The 25741-nt window shown below is 39.3% G+C and carries 23 protein-coding genes, 4 tRNA genes and 3 rRNA genes; 23 read left to right on the forward strand and 7 right to left on the reverse strand.

What is annotated here, in order from left to right:
- Nucleotide 1 precedes the first annotated feature (1 nt).
- From D9782_RS05965 to D9782_RS05990, 6 genes are all read left to right on the forward strand, one after another.
- Nucleotides 2–1912 (forward strand): vWA domain-containing protein, encoded by a 1911-nt coding sequence (locus D9782_RS05965; protein ID WP_121604315.1) that lies wholly within the window; start codon nucleotides 2–4, stop codon nucleotides 1910–1912.
- A gap of 247 nt (nucleotides 1913–2159) precedes the next feature.
- Nucleotides 2160–2618 (forward strand): GNAT family N-acetyltransferase, encoded by a 459-nt coding sequence (locus D9782_RS05970; protein WP_026682791.1) that lies wholly within the window; start codon nucleotides 2160–2162, stop codon nucleotides 2616–2618.
- 156 nt (nucleotides 2619–2774) lie between these two features.
- The gene (locus D9782_RS05975) at nucleotides 2775–3422 is read left to right on the forward strand and encodes a GntR family transcriptional regulator (RefSeq protein ID WP_026682792.1); all 648 of its coding nucleotides are present in this window, start codon (nucleotides 2775–2777) and stop codon (nucleotides 3420–3422) included.
- A gap of 69 nt (nucleotides 3423–3491) precedes the next feature.
- Nucleotides 3492–4691: a trans-sulfuration enzyme family protein gene (locus tag D9782_RS05980; RefSeq protein ID WP_121604316.1), complete on the forward strand. Its 1200-nt coding sequence runs from the start codon at nucleotides 3492–3494 to the stop codon at nucleotides 4689–4691.
- 253 nt (nucleotides 4692–4944) lie between these two features.
- Nucleotides 4945–5601: a hypothetical protein gene (locus D9782_RS05985; protein WP_226983597.1), complete on the forward strand. Its 657-nt coding sequence runs from the start codon at nucleotides 4945–4947 to the stop codon at nucleotides 5599–5601.
- Nucleotides 5601–6998, forward strand: a complete 1398-nt coding sequence (locus D9782_RS05990) for an efflux RND transporter periplasmic adaptor subunit (RefSeq protein WP_051388450.1) — start codon at nucleotides 5601–5603, stop codon at nucleotides 6996–6998. The genes D9782_RS05985 and D9782_RS05990 overlap by 1 nt, the downstream gene beginning before the upstream one ends.
- A 169-nt stretch (nucleotides 6999–7167) precedes the next feature.
- Here D9782_RS05990 and D9782_RS05995 read toward each other — a convergent pair whose 3' ends face one another.
- Nucleotides 7168–8019 carry a YihY/virulence factor BrkB family protein gene (locus D9782_RS05995; protein ID WP_121604317.1) on the reverse strand — a complete coding sequence of 284 codons (852 nt, stop codon included), beginning with the start codon at nucleotides 8017–8019 and terminating at the stop codon, nucleotides 7168–7170.
- A 129-nt stretch (nucleotides 8020–8148) separates the two neighbouring features.
- On the opposite strand from D9782_RS05995, the gene D9782_RS06000 reads away from it, so the two are divergent.
- Genes D9782_RS06000 through D9782_RS06010 form a run of 3 tightly spaced genes read left to right on the forward strand, consistent with a single transcriptional unit; the run spans nucleotide 8149 to nucleotide 9303 of the window.
- Nucleotides 8149–8625, forward strand: a complete 477-nt coding sequence (locus D9782_RS06000) for a DUF948 domain-containing protein (RefSeq protein WP_162986337.1) — start codon at nucleotides 8149–8151, stop codon at nucleotides 8623–8625.
- Nucleotides 8626–8627: 2 nt separating this feature from the next.
- On the forward strand, nucleotides 8628–9092 hold the full coding sequence (locus D9782_RS06005; protein ID WP_246484927.1) for a DUF948 domain-containing protein: 465 nt from the start codon (nucleotides 8628–8630) through the stop codon (nucleotides 9090–9092).
- Entirely contained in the window at nucleotides 9073–9303 is a 231-nt protein-coding gene (locus D9782_RS06010; RefSeq protein ID WP_026682796.1) for a hypothetical protein, read from the forward strand. The genes D9782_RS06005 and D9782_RS06010 overlap by 20 nt, the downstream gene beginning before the upstream one ends.
- 678 nt (nucleotides 9304–9981) lie before the next feature.
- Here the strand turns inward: D9782_RS06010 and D9782_RS06015 are convergent.
- Entirely contained in the window at nucleotides 9982–10419 is a 438-nt protein-coding gene (locus tag D9782_RS06015; protein WP_121604319.1) for a DUF948 domain-containing protein, read from the reverse strand.
- Nucleotides 10420–10623: 204 nt separating this feature from the next.
- On the opposite strand from D9782_RS06015, the gene cwlD reads away from it, so the two are divergent.
- Nucleotides 10624–11355, forward strand: coding sequence for an N-acetylmuramoyl-L-alanine amidase CwlD (cwlD, locus tag D9782_RS06020; RefSeq protein ID WP_026682798.1), 732 nt, complete (start codon nucleotides 10624–10626; stop codon nucleotides 11353–11355).
- A 127-nt stretch (nucleotides 11356–11482) separates the two neighbouring features.
- On the forward strand, nucleotides 11483–12541 hold the full coding sequence (locus D9782_RS06025; protein ID WP_121604320.1) for an Mrp/NBP35 family ATP-binding protein: 1059 nt from the start codon (nucleotides 11483–11485) through the stop codon (nucleotides 12539–12541).
- Between the two features lie 138 nt (nucleotides 12542–12679).
- On the opposite strand, the gene gerD is transcribed toward D9782_RS06025, so the two are convergent.
- The gene (gene gerD / locus D9782_RS06030; RefSeq protein ID WP_026682800.1) at nucleotides 12680–13321 is read right to left on the reverse strand and encodes a spore germination lipoprotein GerD; all 642 of its coding nucleotides are present in this window, start codon (nucleotides 13319–13321) and stop codon (nucleotides 12680–12682) included.
- Nucleotides 13322–13486: 165 nt separating this feature from the next.
- On the opposite strand from gerD, the gene D9782_RS06035 reads away from it, so the two are divergent.
- Complete coding sequence (locus D9782_RS06035; RefSeq protein ID WP_026682801.1) at nucleotides 13487–14143, forward strand: KinB-signaling pathway activation protein; 657 nt, start codon at nucleotides 13487–13489, stop codon at nucleotides 14141–14143.
- Between the two features lie 79 nt (nucleotides 14144–14222).
- Here the strand turns inward: D9782_RS06035 and pdaB are convergent, their stop codons facing one another.
- Nucleotides 14223–14981 carry a polysaccharide deacetylase family sporulation protein PdaB gene (gene pdaB, locus D9782_RS06040; RefSeq protein ID WP_026682802.1) on the reverse strand — a complete coding sequence of 253 codons (759 nt, stop codon included), beginning with the start codon at nucleotides 14979–14981 and terminating at the stop codon, nucleotides 14223–14225.
- A gap of 263 nt (nucleotides 14982–15244) precedes the next feature.
- Here pdaB and D9782_RS06045 point away from each other — a divergent pair, with 263 nt between their 5' ends.
- The 8 genes from D9782_RS06045 to D9782_RS06080 all read left to right on the forward strand — a co-directional run bounded on the left by D9782_RS06045 (nucleotide 15245) and on the right by D9782_RS06080 (nucleotide 21406).
- Nucleotides 15245–15466, forward strand: a complete 222-nt coding sequence (locus tag D9782_RS06045; RefSeq protein ID WP_026682803.1) for a hypothetical protein — start codon at nucleotides 15245–15247, stop codon at nucleotides 15464–15466.
- Between the two features lie 416 nt (nucleotides 15467–15882).
- Nucleotides 15883–17447: ribosomal RNA gene (locus tag D9782_RS06050) — 16S ribosomal RNA — on the forward strand.
- Between the two features lie 108 nt (nucleotides 17448–17555).
- Nucleotides 17556–17632, forward strand: a tRNA-Ile gene (locus D9782_RS06055).
- 20 nt (nucleotides 17633–17652) lie between these two features.
- Nucleotides 17653–17725 (forward strand) — tRNA-Ala (locus tag D9782_RS06060).
- 239 nt (nucleotides 17726–17964) lie between these two features.
- Nucleotides 17965–20883: ribosomal RNA gene (locus tag D9782_RS06065) — 23S ribosomal RNA — on the forward strand.
- 141 nt (nucleotides 20884–21024) lie between these two features.
- A 5S ribosomal RNA gene (gene rrf / locus D9782_RS06070) occupies nucleotides 21025–21140 on the forward strand.
- The 16S, 23S and 5S rRNA genes sit together here with 4 tRNA genes alongside, the layout of an rRNA operon.
- Before the next feature lie 112 nt (nucleotides 21141–21252).
- Nucleotides 21253–21327 (forward strand) — tRNA-Asn (locus D9782_RS06075).
- A 6-nt stretch (nucleotides 21328–21333) separates the two neighbouring features.
- Nucleotides 21334–21406 (forward strand) — tRNA-Thr (locus D9782_RS06080).
- Between the two features lie 398 nt (nucleotides 21407–21804).
- Here D9782_RS06080 and D9782_RS23940 read toward each other — a convergent pair.
- Nucleotides 21805–22188, reverse strand: coding sequence for a thiol-disulfide oxidoreductase DCC family protein (locus tag D9782_RS23940; protein WP_026682884.1), 384 nt, complete (start codon nucleotides 22186–22188; stop codon nucleotides 21805–21807).
- Complete coding sequence (locus D9782_RS06090; RefSeq protein ID WP_026682885.1) at nucleotides 22188–22445, reverse strand: hypothetical protein; 258 nt, start codon at nucleotides 22443–22445, stop codon at nucleotides 22188–22190. The genes D9782_RS23940 and D9782_RS06090 overlap by 1 nt, the downstream gene beginning before the upstream one ends.
- A 421-nt stretch (nucleotides 22446–22866) precedes the next feature.
- Between D9782_RS06090 and D9782_RS06095 the strand changes: the two genes are divergently transcribed.
- Complete coding sequence (locus tag D9782_RS06095) at nucleotides 22867–23082, forward strand: WYL domain-containing protein (RefSeq protein ID WP_026682886.1); 216 nt, start codon at nucleotides 22867–22869, stop codon at nucleotides 23080–23082.
- A complete protein-coding gene (locus D9782_RS06100; protein ID WP_034679767.1) occupies nucleotides 23082–23399 on the forward strand; it encodes a YolD-like family protein in 318 nt (105 codons plus the stop codon). Before D9782_RS06095 ends, D9782_RS06100 begins: the two co-directional genes overlap by 1 nt.
- A gap of 2 nt (nucleotides 23400–23401) precedes the next feature.
- Here D9782_RS06100 and D9782_RS06105 read toward each other — a convergent pair whose 3' ends face one another.
- Nucleotides 23402–24088 (reverse strand): DUF421 domain-containing protein, encoded by a 687-nt coding sequence (locus D9782_RS06105; RefSeq protein WP_026682887.1) that lies wholly within the window; start codon nucleotides 24086–24088, stop codon nucleotides 23402–23404.
- Between the two features lie 176 nt (nucleotides 24089–24264).
- Here D9782_RS06105 and D9782_RS06110 point away from each other — a divergent pair, with 176 nt between their 5' ends.
- Complete coding sequence (locus D9782_RS06110; RefSeq protein WP_121604321.1) at nucleotides 24265–25449, forward strand: Ger(x)C family spore germination protein; 1185 nt, start codon at nucleotides 24265–24267, stop codon at nucleotides 25447–25449.
- Nucleotides 25450–25741 lie beyond the last annotated feature (292 nt).

Genomic DNA, 25741 nt, shown 5'->3' on the forward strand with positions numbered 1-25741 from the left:
GATGTATCGTTTTCATGATTCTAAAGTAGATACTAATTTATTTCGGCAATTGCAGGATCTGACTACGGTTTTATCCAGTAATCCCGAGCTATTATTCGAGTATAGTTTTGGTTCTTATATTGATTTATTAGATGGGAAGGTAACCGCAAGCAGAACCTGGGATACTACCAGTCCGAATGTAAAAGTGGCTGGCTTGAAATCGGATGTTTTTTTACGAACAATTGGATCGTTTCGTTATTCTGATATACAGGCTATGAAGGAATTTTTACACACCGTAAATGAATCTTCGTTGCCAAAATTCGCTTCTCAACTATTTGCATTATTTGAAGATATTCGATTAGAGGAGAAAATAAAGCAAGAACGCCCGGGGACAAAGCATGTATTTACTGTTCGGAAAAATTACTATAAACATAAATTTGAAAATGAACGTGCTGCACATGTTACAAGGGGCCTAGCATTAGATGAATTATTTTGCTTGATTTATTTAACTTTACAATCGAATAGCCCAGACCCTAATTTTCCGAGAGCTTCACAATCACAGCTTGAGCAATTAAATAAGGTCAAGCCACTTATTTATTCTGTATATGAAGCTAGAAGTACACAAGCTGTTTCAGGGATTGTCGAGCAAATTGTTTCCCGTCTTCATGAAGGATACGTAGATACAATTCATGATTATTTTGTATTTCCCATTCATCATATTGATAAATATACTAAAAACACATTATTTGATGAGTTAACAAGGACGGATGAGCTTGCAAATGAGGATAGCGAAGAATTGGACGAAGAGAAAAATGAATATATGGATGAACAGTTTTCCACCTGGCATCGGGAAAATGAGAATAGTGATCGACAGCAGACCTTTCTGCAATTTGAATTAGAAGTTGGTACTAAAACGAATATAATGGGCAATGGTGCCAGAGAAACAGAAGATGGTGATCAAGCAATGGGAACGATTCAAGGGTCATCAGGACAAACTAAAAATAAGGATTACTCAGATTTAGACACTTTGGATAAACAAGAAATAAAGCCAGGAAGCGGCAGAGATGCAATATATGGGGAAGCAAATAAGAATGCGGTAAAATGTGTCAAACAATCAAGCCCTCCTTCCCAAGCGGATATTAATGTATATCTTGATTTTGTGAAAGATATTGAAAACTATAAGCGCAAGCTATCGACGATTATAACAAAAACACTGGAACATAAGAAGAATGCAGCAAGAAAGGATTTAATGATTGGCAGATTGTCTAAAAAATTATTGCCGATGGTGCTTGATGAGAAGCCACGAATATTCTATAAGAAGAATCAAGAATCGAAGGAATTAGATGCCGCTTTTACATTGCTAGTAGATTGTTCTGCCTCGATGCATGGAAAGATGGAAGAAACAAAGCGAGGAATTGTACTATTTCATGAAGTGCTTAAATCCTTTCAAATCCCACATTCTATCATGGGATTCTGGGAAGATGCTATGGAGGTAACGGATCATTACCAGCCTAATTATCTTCATATCATTCACTCCTTTTCCGATTCCTTATACCAAAATAATGGACCAAAAATTATGCAGCTCGAGCCTCAAGAAGATAATCGTGATGGATTTAGTATTCGAGTAGCAGCAGAGCAATTAGAGGCCCGCCGTGAAAAACATAAATTTTTACTAGTATTCTCTGATGGGGAACCAGCAGCAGCTAATTATAATCAAAATGGCATTGTCGATACAAATCTTGCAGTTCTGGAGGCGCGAAAAAAAGGAATGGAAGTCATTGGTACTTTTCTCGCTGATGGTGAAGTAGATGAGTTGGCAGATAAGCTAATGCAGAATATTTATGGTAAGCATCGTATTCTCGTTCCAAGCGTTTCCGAACTTCCTGATCACTTTGCACCACTTCTGAAAAAATTATTATTAAAAGTAATATAAAAAAACAGATCCATTTTGTTATGAAAGCACCCTTAAATAGAACTTAGTTTTGTAGGCAAGCTTCTAGGTTAACTTATTAATTTATCTCCTGTATAGTATCACAGGGGTATGAGCTAAAGGCTTTTGAACCAATCGGACATGTACTGGCAGTCGATCCCCCAATATTGATAAGTGGGAGGGTTACTACCGGTTATATGTGAGATAAACGTGTATGATGTTTACAAATTGAAGAAAGTGAAGTGGGAACATGGACCTCCATATACGTGAGGTATCGACTGAAAACTGGCAAACGATTGCTTGTCTTTCGGTAAAGAAAAATCAGCAGGACTACATTGAGAGTAATGCGCTCTCCATTGTTCAATCGATGTTTGAATCGGAATGGCAATCTGTAGGATTATATGATGGAGAAATAGCAATTGGCTATGCTATGTATGGTCAAGTAAAACGAGAAGGTGACGTTTGGCTAGATCGTTTTATGATCGATGCGAAGTACCAGGGACTTGGTTATGCATCAAAGATTTTGCCAATCCTTCTCAAGCATATTGAAGAACTATATGATACAGAAATGATTTATCTAAGTGTCACACGAGATAATACAAAGGCGCAGGCCTTATATGAGCGGTTGGGTTTCCGGTTTAATGGAGAAGAGGATCATTCAGGTATTGTCTCTGGATTGGTAATGGTACGAGATACAAGTACCATTTAATAACTATTGATGGAGAAGCGGCTTATCAACGTCGCTTCTTTTATTATAGTCTATAAAGAATGAACCTCTTATTGACATTTGGGTAGAGTTAGCACAAAATAATTGCATACAATTATACAAAATCACAAGTGGTGGATAGGAAGGGTGTGAAGTAAAATGCGTCTTGGAACGAAGGATTATGTATATGAGGAGATAAAAAACAAAATTATTTGTGGGCAAATGGAGCCTAATCAGGACGTTATTGAGGAAAGTCTTGCTAAGGAATTAGAAGTTAGCAGAACACCTCTACGTGCCGCATTACAACAATTGGAATTTGAAGAATTATTGGTAAGAAAACAGAATGGCAGATTAAAGGTTGCGCCACTTTCTATCACAGAGGCAAGGGAAATTTTTGAGATTCGCAGTATATTAGAAGGTAAAATCGCTAGAGATGCGACAAAACATGCTACAGAAAAAGATATTTACCATTTAAAGAATATAACGCTACTGATAAATAAGGCTAAAAAGCAGGGATTGGAAGATGATCATATTCAATACGGTATGGAGTTCCATTCTTACTTATATGAGCTAAGTGGAAATAAAACGGCAAAGAAAATTCTACTTACACTAAATAATCATATAAATCGTTATCGAAGGTTAGGCCTAATACAAACAACAGATTCAACGGAAAATCAGCTAGATGATCATGCTTTAATATTAGACCATATGATAAAAGGCGATGCGCATCAAGCGGAACTTATTTCACAGCAGCATGTTATGAAAAGTCTAGATACTGCTATTAAAAAGATGGAGGAGTTATATTAACTTATGCTTCCATCTAAAAATAATTGTATACAATTATACAAAACGTAAGATAGTGAAAGGAGAGAGAATATGGATTGGAAGCGAGATACGAAACTAATTCATGAGAACTTAAAGCCAGATGCTAAGACAGGGATGATCACACAATGTATTACACCTGCTGTAGCTTATGCTTTTCCAGATGCAGAAACAGCTTCAGATGTAGTTTCAGGAGAACGGGAAGGAATCTATTATGGGCGGTATGGTAATCCAACTGTACAGACCTTGGAAAAGAAAGTAGCGGCTTTAGAAGGTGGGGAAGCCTGTTTAGGCTTAGCTAGTGGAATGGCGGCAATTTCCACAGCATTATTAACCTTTTTAAAAAATGGTGATCATGTAATAGTAACAAAGGATGTTTATGGAGGTACGTTTAGTTTCTTACACTCTCTTGCCCCACGCTTTGGAATTGATGTTAGTTTTGTAGATTGTACGAAGCTATCTTCTATAAAGCGTGCTTTAAGGGATAATACGAAAGCTGTTTATATTGAAACTCCGTCGAATCCGAGACTCACAGTGCTTGATATAAAAGCAATTGCTAATTTATGTAAGCGTTATAATATTCCTTTAATTATTGATAATACATTTATGAGCCCGTATCTACAGAATCCGTTACAATTAGGTGCCGATGTTGTCATTCATAGTGCAACGAAGTATATGAACGGACACGGAGATGTATTAGCTGGTTTGATTATTAGTAATGCATCCACTATTCAATTCATGCGAAAGAGAATTGCAGGTGATCTTGGTCAACAATTAAATGCTTGGGATGGATTCCTGATAATTCGAGGAATAAAAACAATGGCGTTACGTATGAATAAGCACTGTGAAAATGCTCAAAAAATAGCGGAGTATTTAGAAACGCATGAAATGATTGATACAGTTCACTATCCAGGTCTATCTTCGCACCCTCAACATCAATTAGCAATTCAACAAATGCGTGGGATGGGAGGAATTGTATCATTTGAAGTAAAAGGAGGGTGCCCAGCAGGAAAAATGTTTATAAACCATCTTAAATTAGCTATGATATCTTTTAGCTTGGGCGACCCGGAAACATTGGTTCAGCATCCTGCTTCGATGACACATGCGTCAATTCCACCTGAAGAACGTTTGAAGTACGGGATTACAGATGGTCTAATCCGCCTATCAGCAGGTTTAGAAGACAGTGAAGACATTATTCATGATATACGACAAGCATTGAATAGAGTACAATCAAGTATAAAAATAGTAAATTAATGAAGGTATATGCGCTTGCTCCTTATGTAAGGACGAGCGCATTTTTTCGCCAAAGCTTATTTTGCTATCTCTTTTGGCCATTCTATCATTGATTATAAGCGTAGCATTTTGACTTCATATGTTGTAGGATCTTGTCAATTTTTACAAAAACAATAGATTTTTATCCGATTCTACGATAAAATTAAGGCAATATTTGTAATTCTGATAATTGAAATATAGAAGAGGGATGTAGCAGATGACTTATTATAGCAACATGGGTAAATTTCTGTTTTCCATAGAAGATCATTTATTTCGAGTAAAGAAAGCAGAGAAAATAAAAAATCTGTGGAAAATGAATTTCTTACTTCTTTTATGTACTGTCATCTTATACGGTTGGATGGCCTACGTAGGCATAGGAACAAATCTTCTTTCGTCAGGAGCTATGGAGCTAAAGCCATTAATCTATGAGCAACAAAAATTTTGGTTTCTGGTAGGAAGGGTAGCCTTTGCAGTTTTATTTACAGCGTTAGTGTTGTTTATACCTTCATTGATTTTCTATGTTATTACAGGAGTACCTTATCGGAAACTATTAATCATGCAACAGGTTGTCTTATTGGTAGTTTTAATTGAAAGACTAATATGGATTCCGTTAGCAGTTTTTAATGGGCTAGATTGGTATGTATCTCCTTTATCTCTAGGGATTATTGCATCATACCTTTTCGACAATACGCTGTTTATTTATTTTTTCGGAGCCATTTCATTATTTCAGCTCTGGATCATTTATTTTCAAGTCAAATACATAGGTTATTTATCAGATATAAAGAAAAAGTGGCTTTGGCTTATTGTAATAGGGTTACATATGTGTTATTGGATTCTTGCTGCATTGATAGCATATACTGATCGATACATCTTGAATGGGTGGTTTGGATAATGCAAAAGGCTAAAAAACGTTTTCTGCAAGTCGCTATTGTATTATTTATTGGTGTTAATTTTGTATTGGTTTATATCGATGATGAAAAAAAAGTAGATCGAATTGCTTATATCTCTGACTGGTCTCAGGTTAATCAGATGGATATGGAAGAAAAGTTGCATACTTCTGGGGTGTTAGCTGCTACGGAAGCGAACCACGTGTACTTTGATCCTCAAACAGGAAGCTTTAATGAATTCCTGGTAAAAGAGGGGAGCCAAGTTAGTGCGGGAGATGCACTTTTTTCTTATACGGTAGACAATTATTATGAAGCGGAATCGAATCTCATTCAAGAAGCAGATCAGGTAGAGGGTGAAATTGCTGCTATTCAACAGGCGATTACACAAATGAGAGCTTATCAGATTCCGCAAACAAATACAGAAGCATCCCCATCATTAGAAATAACATCGGAGGAAATGCGTGTAGAGTTTCCACAAGATCCGATCCAAGCCAATTTGGTTAAAGAGCAATATATTGTAGAAAAGGAAAAAGAATTGGCACAAAAAAATGCTGCGTTAACAAGTATTAACAATCAATTACAAGAGCTTCAAACGACGGGTGATACGATTACGGTGGAAAGTCCATATGAAGGTAGAGTTGCATCGGTATCTTCCTCATTGCAAGATCCAATTATAACGATTGAAAGTGCATCTCTACATGCTGAGGGGGAGTTGACGGAACAAGAGCGTACGCTTGTACAAGCAGGCTTACCCGTTGAGATTAGCATTTCCGAGAAAGATATAAGTCTGGAAGGTACTATTAATCATGTAAGTGATGCTCCAAAAGGGAATGTGACTGTAAAAGATGATAGTATCTACCCTTTTGCTGCAACGTTTGAATTAGATGAGGAAGAGGCAAATATGGAAGGTGCGAAGGAAGAGAAAGAAGAAACAGTAGAAAACCCGGAAGCTGTCGGTTCGTCTGATACAATGGATCAGACGGAAGAAAAGACAACAGATGGTACGGAAGCATCTACCAAAGATAATGAGAATCAGGAAGCGTCGATTGAACAAGCATTATTACCTGGCTATCATGCAGATGTAACAATTATTACGAAATCATCGGAACAGGCAACAGTCTTATATGAAGATATGATCGCTCAAGGTAATGTATGGAAAATGACAAAAGAGGGAAATTTATTGAAGCAGAAAGTAGATACGGGAATTCTTATGAATTCTATGTTAGAGATAACTTCTGGCGTGACTGTTGGAGATGCAGTTGCAGCGGATCCAGAAAGTCAATTTCGGCAGCAGGCAACATTTATAACGCCAATTAAGTGGGACCATAGTTGGAAGCGTATCATTTCTCCTCGCGATACTGCTTGGTACGAGCCCTTTTTGATAGGCTTCTTATCGCGATAGAGGAGTTGTCCTAAAAGACAACTCTCATCCTAAACCAGCCCCCGGAAGGTGGTTCAACTCCTAGGGAGTAAATACGACTCGGTGCGAGGCTTAATGCAGCCGTTCTTCTCGCTGGAGTTTCTCGCGTAATCCAGTTGCTACATCTGTACGAACCTTTTTGGCTGCTTTTTTACATTGATGATGTGAGAATCTTCTCATCATCTGACTGTTGTTGCTTCTGATGGCATATAACATTAATAATGGCACCACTTATTAGAATCATTCCAGTTAGGAAAAACCAAATTAATAAAATGATGATGCCACCAAGACTACCATATGTAGCAGAATAATTCCCAAAATTACTGACATATACGGAAAAGCCTAACGAGATAACCTGCCAAAGAAAGCTAGCTGTTATGGTTCCGGGAATAATATGTTTAAAAGGGAGTCGTTTATTCGGAGCAACACGATATAGAATAAGAATGAATCCTGATAATATAATGAGACTAACAGTCCATCGAAGCACTTGTAATAACAAAGCAGTGGTAGCAGAAAAGAAGAATAAGGAATCTAAAAATTGGAGAATGACATTTCCAAAAATGGGTACGATAATGGCAACAACCAATGCTATAATCATACTTAAGGTGAGGCCGAGTGCAATGATGCGAACAACGAGGAAGTTCCTTGTTTCATTCATTTCATAAGCTTCGTTAGTTGCTTTAATGAAGGCATTCATCCCGGCTGAAGATGACCATATAGCTCCTATTATTCCAATGGTAAGTAGACCACCACGTGGTGTTTCGATAAGTCGAACAATATTTTCTTCGAAGATAGCTGAAAGTTCATTAGGTAGAGCACCTTCAATAAAAGTAATGGCATCATCAGGATGTATATTAAAATATGGAATTAAGGCAAAGCAAACTAAAAATAATGGTACGATAGATAATAAGAAGTAGTAGGCTAAGGCAGCTGCTAACAAGGGAACATTATCACTTTTGAATTTTGCTGTAAATTGCTTGGCAATTGCTTTTATATTTGACATATACGTTCCTCCATATGTAGTTTAATTACCATATACCCATTATTTCCATGATGTAATCGTCAAAGCACAATACGTTTTATTCGCGTATTCAAGTGGTATAATGCATGTATAGGAAGGGGGATGTTCGAATTGGAAGGAATTATATATATAGCTATTCTAATGATTAGTATTGCATTTGCATTAACGGTCGGGTATATTGCCTTAGTATTACATCGTGTGTCTAAAACACTGAGAACGATGGGAAATACATTAGGGGAAGTTGGGCAAGAAATGCAACAAGTAACCCCACAATTAACACATATGTTACAAGAAACGAATGGAATGATGGACGACATAGAAGAAAAAATGAAGGCAACTGATAGTGTGTTTGCAACTGTAGAGAACATGGGTAACTCGATCAATACGATAAATCATGTATTAATGAAAAATAATTCTAAGCTTACAGATGCCGAAATGGAGCAAAAGACAAAACCATATATTGAAGGTATTCGTTGGGCTGAAACAGCATTTTATTTATTTGATAAATGGAAGCGGCATACACCTACCCAGAATAAGCAAGAGCAAGCAGCTGATGTATCAAACAATCATTCAGGGAGAGAGGGATAATCATGTTAACAGGTATTGGAGTATTATTAATTGGGATTGCATGTTTAATAATTGCTATTTTTATTGCACATGTATTAAATAATTTAGCAGGGGTGCTTCATGGTGTCGAGAAAACGGTGAATCAGCTTCCGGATCAAATGAATTCCATTTTTAAGGAAACCACTAATTTAATAGAAGAAAGTAACCATACCTTATCAGATATAAATGAAAAAATGAAACAGTTAAGTCCGTTATTTTATATTGTCGGTGATGTTGGAAATGTAACTCGGAAATTTTCCTCATCCTTGGTTGATGTAACGGAATCGTTAAAGCAAAAAACGGAAGATACGAAGGAAGTAACTAATAAAAATAAAGCTGGTGGTTTATACGGAACATTTGCTCTTGGATACTACTGGTTGCAAAAACGTAGACAGCATAAGAAAGATCAGCATGAAGGAGCACCATTAAATGACGAACATAACGAGTAAAAGCGTCAGTGTAATTACAGCCGGAGCAGCAATTGGCATAGCTGTAGGTTGGTTTGTGAAAAGCAATATGACAAAGCAGGGGATAGAGGAAAAGCGTTCTATCTGGGAAACAGCTAAGGAAATAGAGAGAAAAGTATATCAAGATGGTCAAGCTCGTGCAATTAAGATTGATGGCTTGAAAAAGGATATCCAACAAAAGCTGAAGCGTTGATATGTAGAGTAGGAACATCCAGTAAAAATTCTTACTACATATGTTCATATACCTGTAGGAAGGTCAGGCCAAGGGGTTGATTTAAGACAACCCCTTTTTTTAATAGTTTAGGAAATTAAAAAATTAGCCCATGTAGATAAATAGGGATGCGTTGAGCCGCTTCCGGCTTCAGCGCCCAGAAACGATACGACTTCACGAATCGCCCTACAGTCATCATCGGCTCGCAAACTCACCGTGATTCCTTTAACTCCGTTGACTTGCACCAGTCGCTACGTTTCTAATCGGACGCTTGCGCTTTTGTTCTTGGTTTTAATCGTAGTTGCCTTGCATATCTTAAAGAAACTTGTTTTTCTTCTGTTTCTGTCATTGTGATTCTTTTTTCTTGAAATGAAAATCCGCTGGCTTCATAAAGGGAGTGCCGTATATGTTTCCCTCTTGTACAGATAGTGGCTATAGCTTTGTATGACCTATCCTTAGTTTTACAATAGATATATTCACGTATGATCCCGCATTTTATAATATATAATATTCACTCCCCCTCATAATTCAAAAAAATAAGTGATGATAGCATTTAAGAGAAATTCTTAATCGAATAGATACAATTAAAAAAGGGATAATTGACCCTAAAGTGGTCTCATTATCCCTATATCAAATATGTGTTCTCATAAGTAATGCCTTTTAAGACTCCATGTCTATTGTATTTCGTCTTTTACTTTGCTGAATAATGTAGTAGGCCAAAGTGGCAAGCCCATAAATACCCTCCAAATGATTCCTTTTAGTAAATTCATTTCCATCTGTGTCCTTCTTCACTTTCATGACAGCATCTACTAGCGAAGAGGATGCGTAATTGGCTGCCCTTGTTGCATCGCCCACTAACTGAAATATGGGAGTTAATTCTTTAACTTGTTGATTTACTTCATGAAGCGTGTCATTCCCTGATCGTAGGGCTTCAGTAGCTTGAGAAGTAAGCTCTTCCATTTGTTGAGGAAGACCACTAGTTGTTTTCTGTAAATTATTTAATATCCCAGCAAGTTTATTAAGTGGTTTAATTAAAATAACTACAAGTACGAAAAGTGCTATTCCAATAATAACAACACCAATACCTAACCAATCCATTTTTTCTACCCCTTTCATGAAAATACATACAGCTTGCACCGATTTAGTTCAGTGCTACAAATTGGGTGTTTTGATATTTTCTTATGTATTTCTTTAATATACCACGAAACCATAAAAAGTAAACGGTGGATCATAGGATGTAATAGCATATTTTACCGGTATGTCCCATAAAATAGAAAAGCATAAAAAAAGGGGACGAGGGTCATGAAACATATTATGAAGATAGTCATATGGGGATTAGGTGCACTATTATTACTATTTCTTATTCAATTTCCGATTCAGAAAAATGAGTCCTCGTGGGTAGGCTCATCATGGTCGTTACCGCTATCTGGAAAAACGATTGTTATTGATCCAGGACATGGCGGACCAGATGGGGGGGCAGTAGGTAAGGATGATACGCTAGAGAAGGATATTTCCTTAGAAGTGTCTAAAAAACTGCAAAAGTACTTGCAACAATCTGGAGCATTGGTTTATCTAACACGTGAAGAAGATAAAGACCTAGCTGCGGAAGATACCAAAGGACTAGCGAGAAGAAAATCAGAGGATATTCGAAAGAGGCTAGCGTTTATAAAGGATAAAGAAGCAGACTTTTTTATTACGATGCACTTAAATGCATTGCCATCCTCTCGCTGGAGCGGAGCGCAAACATTTTATTTTCCGGGCATGGATGAGAATAAGCATTTAGCCAAAATGATTCAGTCTGAGATTATTCGCAATTTAGAAAACACGAACCGTACACCATTACCTATTAACAGCGTATATTTGTTAAAGCATGCCGAAGTTCCCGGGGCTTTGGTAGAAATAGGTTTTCTATCTAATGAGCGAGAGCTGGAATTGTTGAAGGATAGGAACTATCAACTAAAAATGGCAGCAAGTATCTATGAAGGTATTCTAAGGTATGCCACAGAAGATATGAAAGAAGAAGAGGATAACTAGCTAAGAAAACGATTACTATCCCTTTTATTACACAGCATATTACTTAGAATTTCTATGTTTTATGTTATACTAGCCTTGAATGAAATAACAATAAGGGCAGACAGTTTAAAAGGGATGGTGATTTATTGTGTTAACAAAAGATGAAGTTATACAACTGCTTAACCCTGTTAAAGATCCGTTTTTACATATAACGCTTGAGAAAACAGAAGGCGTAAAGGAAGTGACTATTAAGGAAGATAAGAAGCATATCAGTGTTAAAATTGGTATTGCTAAAACGAATACAGCTGAGCAGATGCAGCTTCAACAGGAAATTGTAGGCATTCTAAAGAAAAATGGAGCTGTAACGGTTGGCTTGCGTTTCGAACAGTTACCAGACGATATCATTAAGAAGTATCAGCCAGCAGTTGAAGCAGAGCAAGAGGCTGCTTTAATGGGTGGTCATAAAAATACGAAATTCATTGCTGTTTCAAGTGGTAAAGGTGGCGTTGGTAAGTCTACTGTAACCGTTAACTTAGCAATTTCTTTAATGCGCTTAGGGAAAAAGGTAGGAATTATCGATGCTGATATTTATGGGTTTAGTGTTCCAGATATGATGGGAGTAGAGGAGCGCCCGGCTGTACGTGGTGAGAAGATTATTCCGGTAGAACGATTCGGTGTAAAAGTAATTTCCATGGGCTTCTTTGTTGAGGATAACTCACCAATTATTTGGCGCGGACCAATGCTCGGTAAAATGTTGAACAGTTTCTTTAAAGAGGTAGAATGGGGCGATTTAGATTATTTACTACTTGATTTACCACCGGGGACTGGTGACATTGCTATGGATGTTCATGAATTGCTTCCAACCTGTAAAGAAGTAATTGTTACTACACCTCATCCAACAGCGGCCTTTGTTGCTGCCCGTGCAGGACAAATGGCGTTGAAGACAGATCATGAAATTCTTGGTGTCGTTGAGAATATGGCCTATTTTGAAAGTAAGGCTACTGGTGAAAAAGAATATGTATTCGGTCAAGGTGGAGGTAAAAAGCTTGCTGAAGTGCTTAAAACAAAAGTACTTGGTCAATTGCCATTACAGCAGCCTTATGAGGAAGAAGATGAATTTGCTCCTTCCATTTACCAGCAGGATCATCCGAATGGACAAGCATATCACAAAATAGCTTCAAAAATTGTTGCGATGCTGGAAGAATAGTACGGTATAACCAGAAATCAATAGTAATTCAAGGCATGGTTATAATAATAATGAAAAAGCGGTCGCTTTGGCGTCCGCTTTTTAATATCTGCAATGCCGCTTGTTTAATCTAAATAAAGAAAGTGTTACAATGTGTGGCTATTGTCCCCCGCCAGATCCGCCACCGCTTTCGCTTCCTTGTTCTTCTTGGTTGCCTTCTTCACTTCCGCCTCCGCCTTTTTGTTGCTGGCCTTTGCTTTGTTTTTCAGCAGCCTTCAACAATGTTTCCTGCATTTTTTCTTGGAATAGTGGAGTTTCTAATGTTTGTTGAATGGTTTCTTCTAAGTGAGCGCGGAATTGTTGACTTTTTACTACTTCTAGCATCTGTTCTGTCATCTCTGGGTTTTGTAACAGCTCGAGCATTTGTTTCTGATAGTCTGCATCATTCATTAAGCTTTTAATCAGCTTTATATGTTCATCTTTCATCGATTTTGTATATTCTTTTACAAAATCCGTATCCTGAAAAAGCTTTGTCCACATTTCTTTCCCTTTTTCAGAAACAAGGGCCTCATTAATGGATTTTTTCACTACATCAGATTCCATGACTAGCTCTTGTTTCATGGTATCATCTGTCATAATTTCTCGTAGTGCTTTTTTACCATCTTCAGTCTGTAATATATCAACAACCATTTTTTTGGTTGTGTCATACTGTCCTTCCTTTTCAGAGGCATTTCCGCCGTTACAGCCACTAATCAAGATGACAGATATCATGATAACGGCTAAATAAATGGATCGAATCATTAGGAAATCCTCCTTCCTCTTCTTACTTAATATGAGTGACAGAAATGAAAAATATTCGCTTTAGGAAGGAAAAAAGTGTCCCTTCATGATAAAATACCTTTAAACAGCTTAAAATAGAGACAGTTAATTATTGGTCATTTTACATAGTGGTAGGAGGAAGCAGTTTTGAATAGTCGAAAATTGGTGCATTTCTTTTTTAAAACATTGTTCATAGGTGGGTTAGCTGGATTGTTAACCAGTTTTTTTGTAAAAGCTGAAGATTATGCAGCAAACCTTCAACCGTTTAACGTAATGGAATTATTTGGCTTAGTTATTTTCTTTATAGGTATTGGTTTAGTGTTTAGTGTTATAAGTCAAACTGGTTTTTTCGCATATTTATTTATTAATCGATTTGGGTTAGGAATGTTTCGGTCTTTCTGGTCAACCGTTCAAGTTCTGCTTATAGCATTTGTTATATTTGATTTAGTTTACTTTCCTTATCAAGCTACAGATGGTGAGGTAGCTATTTATTGGTTTATCTTGATGGCTGTTGCCATTTTGGCATACGGTTGGATTGTCGCGAAGATTAAAGCAAAAGAAACGAATCGACAGGCTTTTATTCCAGCTCTATTTTTAATGGTCGTTATTACAACAGTTGAATGGGTACCTGGGCTTCGAACAGAAGGTACAGATTATGCTTGGCTTATGATTATTCCTTTACTTGCATGTAATACATATCAGCTATTAGCACTACATCGAATAAATAATAGTGACTCTGTAAAGGCTTCAACGGAAGCAAACAGATCAAGTCAGAAGAAGCATGTGAACCCAAAGAAAGCATAAATCAAAAGCGCCGGTATATGATGCATACCGGCGTTTTAAAGCGTTACATATAGAAGTGAAAAGATTTTCAGCCAATGGCTTAATCCACTAATTTTGGTTCAGCATGTGCCTGATTAATTAATTCAGTAATTGAAACAAAGGTGAAGCCCTTGTTTTTTAGCCCTGGGAGAATCGTCTTCAACGCACTTGCCGTTTGTTTTGCAGAATCTGATGCATGGAATAGCAAGATATCTCCGTTAGTAGTTTTCTTCATTACGGTATCAACAATAGAATCAGTCCCAGGATTTTTCCAGTCATTAGGATTGACATTCCAATGAATAACTTTATAATCCATGTTTTCAGCTACTTCAATGATCTCTTTATTAAAATGGCCACTCGGTGGGCGTAATAAATTTACATCATCGTAACCTAATTTATCAAAGGCTTCTCTCGCCTTTTTTAAATCTCTCTGTACTTCCTCTATATCTTGATCAAGATAACTTTTGTAACGATAACCTAATATTCCTAGGTCGTGCTTGCCTTCTGTTATCTTTTTTAAAATATCTGGATGTCTTTCAGCCCACTCACCGCTTACAAAAAAGGTAGCTTGTACATTCTTTTCTTCAAGGGTTTTTAATATATCATATACTCTTTCCTCTCCCCAGCTAATATTAAATGTCAAAGCAATATCACTTTCGTTTGCATTGCCTTTCGTTAGTGCAGTTGGTTCTTTATTAGAGAATACAGAAAAACTTCCATCTCTTTCAAACCAAATAAACGTAGCAGTAAATAAGGCAAATAAAATCACAACAAGCCAGCGTTTCCATCTATTAAATCGCCATACATAGAAATGTTCCATTCTACCGCTCCTTATAACTTGTCCTTTATAAAAAGCTATGCTGAGAAGAATGAAATAAGAACAAGTAATGAAAAAAACTTAGTAAAATTGTTCTGTTTTACGGATGTAAATCTGATTTTTTTGGGAATAGTATGCAGTAGAAGGAATTTTCTCGTAAGAAAAGGGAACAACCGACAAAATTCAACCATTTCTGCGAATAAATCTGATATAACTGTTTTTTTAAAAGGTAAAGATAACCTGAATTGAAATATGAGGTGAACGCATTGTTAGGATTGTTAATCAATGAGATAGAACAAAAAGAAGTAGAATACTTATTAAGAAGAGAATTGGAAGAGTTGCTAATGGATCTAGAAGATCATCGAATTGATCATATGGTTAAACGAGCAATGAAGGAAAGATACAATATCCTATTTCAATTATTTCGGAGAGTAGCTAACGAAAATGAGTGCTTGAAATATATGCCGAAACGCAGTGAGAATCAATAAAAAATTAAAAGAATCTCCATAGGTATTTCAAGTATTGGGGGTTCTTTTACTTTCTAACAGAAGAAGGACTCTTTAAATTTATTGAACTTAAATAAACTTTTTTTAAATAAACTATTGAAGTCCAGACGTTTATATGCTATATTATTTTTTGTTGTCAACAAATGACGCAACACATTATAAAATAGTTTTCATCAAAAAATATTTTAAAAAACATGTTGACAATCACTTGGAATCATGATAAATTATATCTTGTCGCAAAAAACGACAAAACATTAAAATTGATCTTTGAAAACTGAACAAAACAACCAGTATGTCAAGAGAAAAACATGCAACTGTTTTTTCTTAAAAATAACCAGAAGGAAACTTCTGGAGTAAGCTAAGACATCATAATTAACGGTGTTAATTATGAACAAACTTTTTTGGAGAGTTTGATCTTGGCTCAGGACGAACGCTGGCGGCGTGCCTAATACATGCAAGTCGAGCGCGGGAAGCAGGCAGATCTCTTCGGAGGTGACGCCTGTGGAACGAGCGGCGGACGGGTGAGTAACACGTGGGCAACCTGCCTGTAAGACTGGGATAACCCCGGGAAACCGGGGCTAATACCGGATAATACTTTTCGTTGCATAACGAGAAGTTGAAAGGCGGCTTTTAGCTGTCACTTACAGATGGGCCCGCGGCGCATTAGCTAGTTGGTAAGGTAACGGCTTACCAAGGCGACGATGCGTAGCCGACCTGAGAGGGTGATCGGCCACACTGGGACTGAGACACGGCCCAGACTCCTACGGGAGGCAGCAGTAGGGGATCTTCCGCAATGGACGAAAGTCTGACGGAGCAACGCCGCGTGAGTGATGAAGGTTTTCGGATCGTAAAACTCTGTTGTCAGGGAAGAACAAGTGCCGTTCAAATAGGGCGGCACCTTGACGGTACCTGACCAGAAAGCCCCGGCTAACTACGTGCCAGCAGCCGCGGTAATACGTAGGGGGCAAGCGTTGTCCGGAATTATTGGGCGTAAAGCGCGCGCAGGCGGTCCTTTAAGTCTGATGTGAAAGCCCACGGCTTAACCGTGGAGGGCCATTGGAAACTGGAGGACTTGAGTACAGAAGAGGAGAGTGGAATTCCACGTGTAGCGGTGAAATGCGTAGAGATGTGGAGGAACACCAGTGGCGAAGGCGACTCTCTGGTCTGTAACTGACGCTGAGGTGCGAAAGCGTGGGGAGCGAACAGGATTAGATACCCTGGTAGTCCACGCCGTAAACGATGAGTGCTAGGTGTTAGGGGGTTTCCGCCCCTTAGTGCTGAAGTTAACGCATTAAGCACTCCGCCTGGGGAGTACGGCCGCAAGGCTGAAACTCAAAAGAATTGACGGGGGCCCGCACAAGCGGTGGAGCATGTGGTTTAATTCGAAGCAACGCGAAGAACCTTACCAGGTCTTGACATCCTCTGCCAATCCTAGAGATAGGATGTTCCCTTCGGGGACAGAGTGACAGGTGGTGCATGGTTGTCGTCAGCTCGTGTCGTGAGATGTTGGGTTAAGTCCCGCAACGAGCGCAACCCTTGATCTTAGTTGCCAGCATTTAGTTGGGCACTCTAAGGTGACTGCCGGTGACAAACCGGAGGAAGGTGGGGATGACGTCAAATCATCATGCCCCTTATGACCTGGGCTACACACGTGCTACAATGGATGGAACAAAGGGCAGCGAAGCCGCGAGGTCAAGCAAATCCCATAAAACCATTCTCAGTTCGGATTGCAGGCTGCAACTCGCCTGCATGAAGCCGGAATCGCTAGTAATCGCGGATCAGCATGCCGCGGTGAATACGTTCCCGGGCCTTGTACACACCGCCCGTCACACCACGAGAGTTGGTAACACCCGAAGTCGGTGAGGTAACCTTTTGGAGCCAGCCGCCGAAGGTGGGACCAATGATTGGGGTGAAGTCGTAACAAGGTAGCCGTATCGGAAGGTGCGGCTGGATCACCTCCTTTCTAAGGATAATTACGGAACGCGAACCATTCTTTACGAATGGTTTGTAAGGACATACTTGGTTGTTTGGTTCAGTTTTGAGAGATCAATTCTCTACTACATAGTTAGATGGGCCTGTAGCTCAGCTGGTTAGAGCGCACGCCTGATAAGCGTGAGGTCGGTGGTTCGAGTCCACTCAGGCCCACCATCTATTATATATAAACACACGGGGCCTTAGCTCAGCTGGGAGAGCGCCTGCCTTGCACGCAGGAGGTCAGCGGTTCGATCCCGCTAGGCTCCATTTTTGTACCTTGAAAACTAAATAAGAGTAACAACGACATCAAACTAAAAGCGGAAGCGAATGTTTAGCGATGTACAGACTGGACTGACTCACAGGAGATAAAGAAAACACGATGAACGTAAGTGAATCGATGTTGACTTATCGTACGAAGAGGAAGGAAGTCATGCTAATCGCTATGAGCGGAAGCTAGAAAACCAAAAGTTAAGGCGATAAATAAGTACGCTTATTCATAGAAAGCTAGTTAAGTGAATAAGGGCGCACGGTGGATGCCTTGGCACTAGGAGCCGATGAAGGGCGGGACTAACACCGATATGTCCCGGGGAGTCGTAAGTAGACGTTGATCCGGGAATTTCCGAATGGGGGAACCCACTGTTCGTAATGGAACAGTACTTCTATCTGAATACATAGGGTAGAGGAGGCATACCCGGGGAACTGAAACATCTCAGTACCCGGAGGAAGAGAAAGCAAACGCGATTTCCTGAGTAGCGGCGAGCGAAACGGAATTAGCCCAAACCAGAAGGCTTGCCTTCTGGGGTTGTAGGACACTCCATTGGAGTTACCAAGAAATTCTTTAGATGAAGCGATCTGGAAAGATCCGCCATAGGAGGTAAGAGCCCTGTAATCGAAAGAGAATTTCCTCCGGAGTGGATCCTGAGTACGGCGGAACACGTGGAATTCCGTCGGAATCCGGGAGGACCATCTCCCAAGGCTAAATACTCCCTAGTGACCGATAGTGAACCAGTACCGTGAGGGAAAGGTGAAAAGCACCCCGGGAGGGGAGTGAAAGAGAACCTGAAACCGTGTGCCTACAAGTAGTCGAAGCCCGTTAATGGGTGACGGCGTACCTTTTGTAGAATGGACCGGCGAGTTACGATCGTATGCAAGGTTAAGTGGAAGACACGGAGCCGTAGCGAAAGCGAGTCTGAATAGGGCGACATAGTATGCGGTCGTAGACCCGAAACCGTGTGATCTACCCATGTCCAGGGTGAAGGTCAGGTAACACTGACTGGAGGCCCGAACCCACGTATGTTGAAAAATGCGGGGATGAGGTGTGGGTAGGGGTGAAATGCCAATCGAACACGGAGATAGCTGGTTCTCTCCGAAATAGCTTTAGGGCTAGCCTCAAGGAACGAGTACTGGAGGTAGAGCACTGATTGGACTAGGGGCCCTCACCGGGTTACCGAATTCAGTCAAACTCCGAATGCCAGCTACTTTGCCTTGGGAGTCAGACTATGGGTGATAAGGTTCATAGTCGAAAGGGAAACAGCCCAGACCGCCAGCTAAGGTCCCAAAGTATACGTTAAGTGGAAAAGGATGTGGAGTTGCTTAGACAACCAGGATGTTGGCTTAGAAGCAGCCACCATTTAAAGAGTGCGTAATAGCTCACTGGTCGAGTGACTCTGCGCCGAAAATGTACCGGGGCTAAACGTATCACCGAAGCTGCGGATTGTTCTTACGAACAATGGTAGGAGAGCGTTCTAAGTGCTGTGAAGTCAGACCGTGAGGACTGGTGGAGCGCTTAGAAGTGAGAATGCCGGTATGAGTAGCGAAAAAAGAGTGAGAATCTCTTTCACCGAATGCCTAAGGTTTCCTGAGGAAGGCTCGTCCTCTCAGGGTTAGTCGGGACCTAAGCCGAGGCCGAAAGGCGTAGGCGATGGACAACAGGTAGATATTCCTGTACCACCTCATGAGCGTTTGAACGATGGGGGGACGCAGAAGGATAAGGAAAGCGCACCGATGGATGTGTGCGCCCAAGCAGTGAGGAAGTCGAATAGGCAAATCCGTTCGACGATTTCAAGCTGTAACGGGGAGGGAAATAGAGTACCGAAGTTCCTGATTTCACACTGCCAAGAAAAGCCTCTAGTGAGTTCATAGGTGCCCGTACCGCAAACCGACACAGGTAGGCGAGGAGAGAATCCTAAGGTGAGCGGGAGAACTCTCGTTAAGGAACTCGGCAAAATGACCCCGTAACTTCGGGAGAAGGGGTGCTCCTCTGCCGAGGAGCCGCAGTGAATAGGCCCAAGCGACTGTTTAGCAAAAACACAGGTCTCTGCGAAGCCGAAAGGCGAAGTATAGGGGCTGACACCTGCCCGGTGCTGGAAGGTTAAGGGGAAGCGTTAGCACTTTTGTGCGAAGCGTAGAACCGAAGCCCCAGTAAACGGCGGCCGTAACTATAACGGTCCTAAGGTAGCGAAATTCCTTGTCGGGTAAGTTCCGACCCGCACGAAAGGTGCAACGACTTGGGCACTGTCTCAACGAGAGACCCGGTGAAATTATACTATGTGTGAAGATGCACATTACCCGCGACAGGACGGAAAGACCCCGTGGAGCTTTACTGTAGCCTGATATTGAATGTTGGTACAGCTTGTACAGGATAGGTGGGAGCCATCGAAGCGTGAGCGCTAGCTTACGTGGAGGCATCCGTGGGATACCACCCTGGCTGTACGAACCTTCTAACCCAGGACCGTGATCCGGTTCGGAGACAGTGTCAGGCGGGCAGTTTGACTGGGGCGGTCGCCTCCCAAAAGGTAACGGAGGCGCCCAAAGGTTCCCTCAGAATGGTTGGAAATCATTCGCAGAGTGTAAAGGCAGAAGGGAGCTTGACTGCGAGACCTACAAGTCGAGCAGGGACGAAAGTCGGGCTTAGTGATCCGGTGGTTCCGCATGGAAGGGCCATCGCTCAACGGATAAAAGCTACCCCGGGGATAACAGGCTTATCTCCCCCAAGAGTTCACATCGACGGGGAGGTTTGGCACCTCGATGTCGGCTCATCGCATCCTGGGGCTGTAGTCGGTCCCAAGGGTTGGGCTGTTCGCCCATTAAAGCGGTACGCGAGCTGGGTTCAGAACGTCGTGAGACAGTTCGGTCCCTATCCGTCGTGGGCGTTGGAAGTTTGAGAGGAGCTGTCCTTAGTACGAGAGGACCGGGATGGACACACCGCTGGTGTGCCAGTTGTTCCGCCAGGAGCATAGCTGGGTAGCTACGTGTGGCAGGGATAAGTGCTGAAAGCATCTAAGCATGAAGCCCCCCTCAAGATGAGACTTCCCATCACTTCAAGTGAGTAAGATCCCTCAGAGATGATGAGGTTGATAGGTTCGAGGTGGAAGCGTGGTGACACGTGGAGCTGACGGATACTAATCGATCGAGGACTTAACTAACTTCTTTTGGTTGTCGTTGAATGATCTCTTATTTAGTTTTTAGGGTACAAATGAATAAGTAATGTATCCGCCTATAGATATGAGAAAGCATCAAGCAAGGAATGGTTCCGAGCAGATGTTGATTTATCGAATTAAGAAATGTCTGGTAGCAATGGCGGAGAGGTCACACCTGTTCCCATGCCGAACACAGAAGTTAAGCTCTCCAGCGCCGATGGTAGTTGGGGCTTTGCCCCTGCAAGAGTAGGACGCCGCCAGGCATTTTTTTATACTTATTTATAAGTAATACTATTACTATATTTACATGTATATTTTTTATGGTATGATAAAAGGTAATACTGTGTACCTAGCTTAATTATTGATCTATCCTATTCCACAGTAGCTCAGTGGTAGAGCTATCGGCTGTTAACCGATCGGTCGTAGGTTCGAATCCTACCTGTGGAGCCATTTTATGCTTCCATAGCTCAGTCGGTAGAGCACCACCATGGTAAGGTGGGGGTCAGCGGTTCAAGTCCGCTTGGAAGCTTTCCTATAAACCTTGAGATGCAAGGGTTTAAATAAAAGAACACCACTTTTTTATTAGTGGTGTTCTTATTTTTGATACGAATTTGATACGAATGATATTTATTTTTGATAGGGATTGTACCAACGAAAAGCACAAAAAATACGCTTCGGAACTATTTTGGGTTATTCTTGTATCATTCTAAATAATTTACCATTTTAATCTGATTATATAGAATTTTAAGCTATATCTTTGTTTTTAGAGAATATAACAAAGCAAATAGCCATTATATTTAAAAGTAACATTATTCCATAATATATATTTGAAGTGTCATCGAGGTATTCGAAAAAGTACCGAATGATATTCAAAGACAGTATAATAATTAAAATAATTATTTTACGACTCATGTAGACATCCTTTCTTTAAAGAAAATATTTTCTTTCACTTTGAGTTGGTAAAGTACATTTAATTTGTTTACTTATTCTCTTCCTATATTTAGCAACTAATTTATAGAAAAAGTTTCTTATCGGTTTTGGTACTATTTTTAATATAAGTATCGGAAAAAATAATTTATTTGCTTGAGCTATTACGTGGAGAATTGCATCTGAGTATATATACATTTTATTAGAATTAATTAATATTATGCTATCCACGTTATCTCTAATTTGGTTTTCCATTTTAAAATCATTGTACCATTTGCTATTAAAACTTGTAATCCTTAGCGATTTGTTCTTGTTTATTTTTAAAAGAAATTTAATAAAGTTACTACAAAAGTTGCATTCTCCATCATAAACTAGAATCACCATTAAATTTCCTTCTCCTCTCTTTGAATACCTATATATTTCAAATTAGTAACTTTATCTTTAATATACTTAAAGCGATGGCTATATTCTCTATCACTCATAAATTGCAAGTCTAAAACAATCATAATAGCACCAAATGAACTAGACCCATAAAAACAATAATACTTAGATGAAACAGGATTGAGCCAAGTAAGCTTAAATAAGCGAGTATATTTATTGAACACAAAAAAAGGAAAGAATAACTGTGTGAATATAGCCAAATAAGCTCCTAATGTCAGTAATAATGGAGAATTCAATATTAAGTGCTTCAAACCTTCAAACTAATTCATGCTAAAGGCACCTATATTTAGAATATAATACAACGCTGTTCCATCGGAGTTGTTCTTATTAATCTAAAATTTATGTTTCTGATGAATTCTATATAGTAAATGGTTCAACGGATAATAGGGATTGTACCAATGAAAAGCGAAAACATACGCTAAGGAACTGTTCAGAAAACCAGAATTTCCAGCGTAATCCTTATATTTCTCCTTGTCTTATGCTCCTACTTCTCTAGTTTTTTTAATTACCAATCTTTTTCTATTTTCCATCATTCTGGGATAAATTGTCACTAAATAATACGTATATATGTTCGTTTTTTATGATATAATAAGAACAAACGTTCTTGGTGGTGACCTTATTATGAAAGGATTGCTGAATCGTTCTGTCAAAAGTAAGCAAAAAATAATTATTATTTATTTGGATAGCAATAATAATGTAACTGAGCGTTATATCCGTGTTCTAGAAATACGCGAAAAGAGTATTTTGGCTTATTGCTTCTATCGGAAAAAGGTGAGAACATTTACGCTAAAGAATATTCTTTCAGCAGGATTAGTTAGAAAGCGAGTGGGTGCGTAATGAGTGTAAATGATCGAGGAAGTATTAAATGGACCGCAATGATGATGCCGGAGCATATAGAGTTATTGAAGCAAACATGGCAAGAACAAGAGCGCAAACAAAAACCTATTATAGATGAACAAAAACAAGAGGAAATTAACTTGAAGCTGCAAATGGCAGTGAAAAATGAGCTAACCATCGATTTAAAGTATTTTTTGAATCACGATTTTTATAAAGCTAAAGGGAAAGTAGTCAGTATTGATAGACAGAACAGGTATATAAAAGTGGCAGGCCAATATTTACCTATAGAAAGTATTATTGATGCCTGGATTGATTAAATTTACTTTTTACTAGCAATATATAGTGCGCCATTTTGTTGAATTTCAGCATAAAAGACATCCGATATGGAAGGTACTCCCCTTAATTGAAGTTGCTTTTCTAACCAATGCTTATTTAGGTTTAAGGCAATTAAGTTATTTGTATTAATCTTTCCGTCAGCAATTACAGTCGTTGAGGTAGGTGGAATGCTATTCGTGGCTGGAGGAATGTTCATATCTTTTTTGGTTAACGATTGTTTCGCCTCTTTCTTCATGACGGATAGACTGCCATCTGTTTCAAATATTGCATATTCGACATCCGAGACAGCGAAAACGTTTTTCTTCCTCAATAAAAGGTTTAAATCGTCAATATCTAATCTACTTTTCCGAAGCTCATCCTCCACAATTTCTCCTTTTCGAATAAGAATAATTGGTTCCCCTTCAATAACGTAACGAACGCGTTGTGATTTTATATCTAAAAAACCAAGAAATATGGTAAAAGCACTCCAGCATAGTAATGATAATATTCCATGGAATAGACTGAGTGTAGGGTCAACTGCAAATGAAGCAGCTAATGTACCGATTGAAATAGCAGAGACAAAGTTAAAGAAGGTAAGCTTAGAAATTTCTTTTCTTCCCATAATTCTTGTTAATGCAAGTAAGATAGTAAAGGAAACAGCTAACCTTAGTACTAATTCGATAGTGGACATAATAAGCCTCCATAAACAAAAGGTGTTTTTAGTATTGTTCCAAACATTGGAATTAAAATGTATGAATTAGGATAATTAAAAGGTTGCAGTATAAACAAATAAGAGAAAATTATAGGTACCATCATCGACAGTTCGATACATCACTATTTGGCGATTGACAATTGGAAGGGAAGCAAATGAAGAAATATTATCTCTATATTTTTATTAGCTTGAGTATGTGCTTGTTTTTAACGGGATGCTGGGACCGCGTGGAGATTGAGAATCGAGGCTTTACCGTTGGTTCAGCGATTGATCTAGTTGAAAAAAAAGAAGATGGTACGTTTGAACTAATGCTTACCAACCAAATGGTTGTCCCCTCTGGATTAGGGTCTCCTTTACAGGGAGGTAGTGGTGAGCAAAAAGCATATAAAAATATAACTGCAACGGGCGAAAGTATTTTTGAGATTACCCGAGAAATGTCGACATTATCAAGCAAGACTCCTTTTTTCCAACATATGAAGGTATTAGTTGTTTCAGAAGACATCGTTAGAGAACCACATCTATTTGGAAATATACTAGATGTTCATATTCGCGATCATGAAATGCGTAGAGGGATAAGACTTGTCATAGTAGAAGGAAAAGCAAAAGAGGCGTTAAATATCCTACCCATAGATGAAAAAGTACCTGCACTATATATTGAGTCTTTGATGGAGAACAACTATAAAAATGCAAGCTCACTACAGCCAGTTCATATAGGACAAGTTCAAGAGTTACTGCTAAGTAAAAACAGCTACACGATTCCAGAATTACAGATTGTTAACGATCATTCCGTTAAGTACAAAGGAGCTGCTGTATTTCAAGGTGATACCAATCACATGATATACTCCTTATCTGATGATGAAACCATGGGGCTAAGCTTTTTGACTGATACGAAACAAAATGGACCGATAAAAATCAAGGTAAATGGACATATGGTTGTCATAGAACTAACAGATGTTAAACAAGATATATACTTTAAAAATAAGAAAAAGGAAAACTTACAGGTCGATATAAATATTGATGTTAAAGGGAATATTGGTGAGAGATATGGACTTACTAGTGTATTTAGTAAAAGCTATATAAATAAGGTGAAAGCGGCAACAGAGCGAAAGGTGCGGGCACTGGTTGAAGGAACTATCAACAAGGTGCAAAAAGACTTAAAAGTGGATGTGCTGGGGATTGGTGACAAGCTGTATCGGCGACATTATGATTTCTGGAATACGGTCAAAGACGATTGGGAGAAAGGAGAAAATTATTACTCCCAAAGTAATATTCGTGTGAATGTAAATGTGAAAATTAAAATGGTAGGCTCCTCAGACAAAGTAGAAACGATCAATAAATAAAAAAAACATGCATCCCAATAGCTGTTTGGGGAAGCATGTTTTTTTGTAAGTTAAGAAAGTATAAAATCAGTGCAATGACTGCGTTAAGCCAAGTAGTTATTTTGAAATGTTAGATGTATATTGGCAATGCTCCGACGAATTACTTCGCTTTCCGCGGGCACGGCCTCAACTAACTTTGCAAAGAAGAACACGTTGCAAAGTGGATTTTCGGCTCGTGCTAATCCCGCAGGAGTCTACGTAATTCGTCTCCGCTATGAGAAGGTGCACCAATTCTTGTCATAAGTAATAGGTT

The sequence above is a fragment of the Virgibacillus sp. Bac332 genome (genome assembly GCF_003667785.1).
In the GTDB taxonomy this organism is placed as follows: Bacteria; Bacillota; Bacilli; order Bacillales; family Amphibacillaceae; genus Virgibacillus; species Virgibacillus salarius.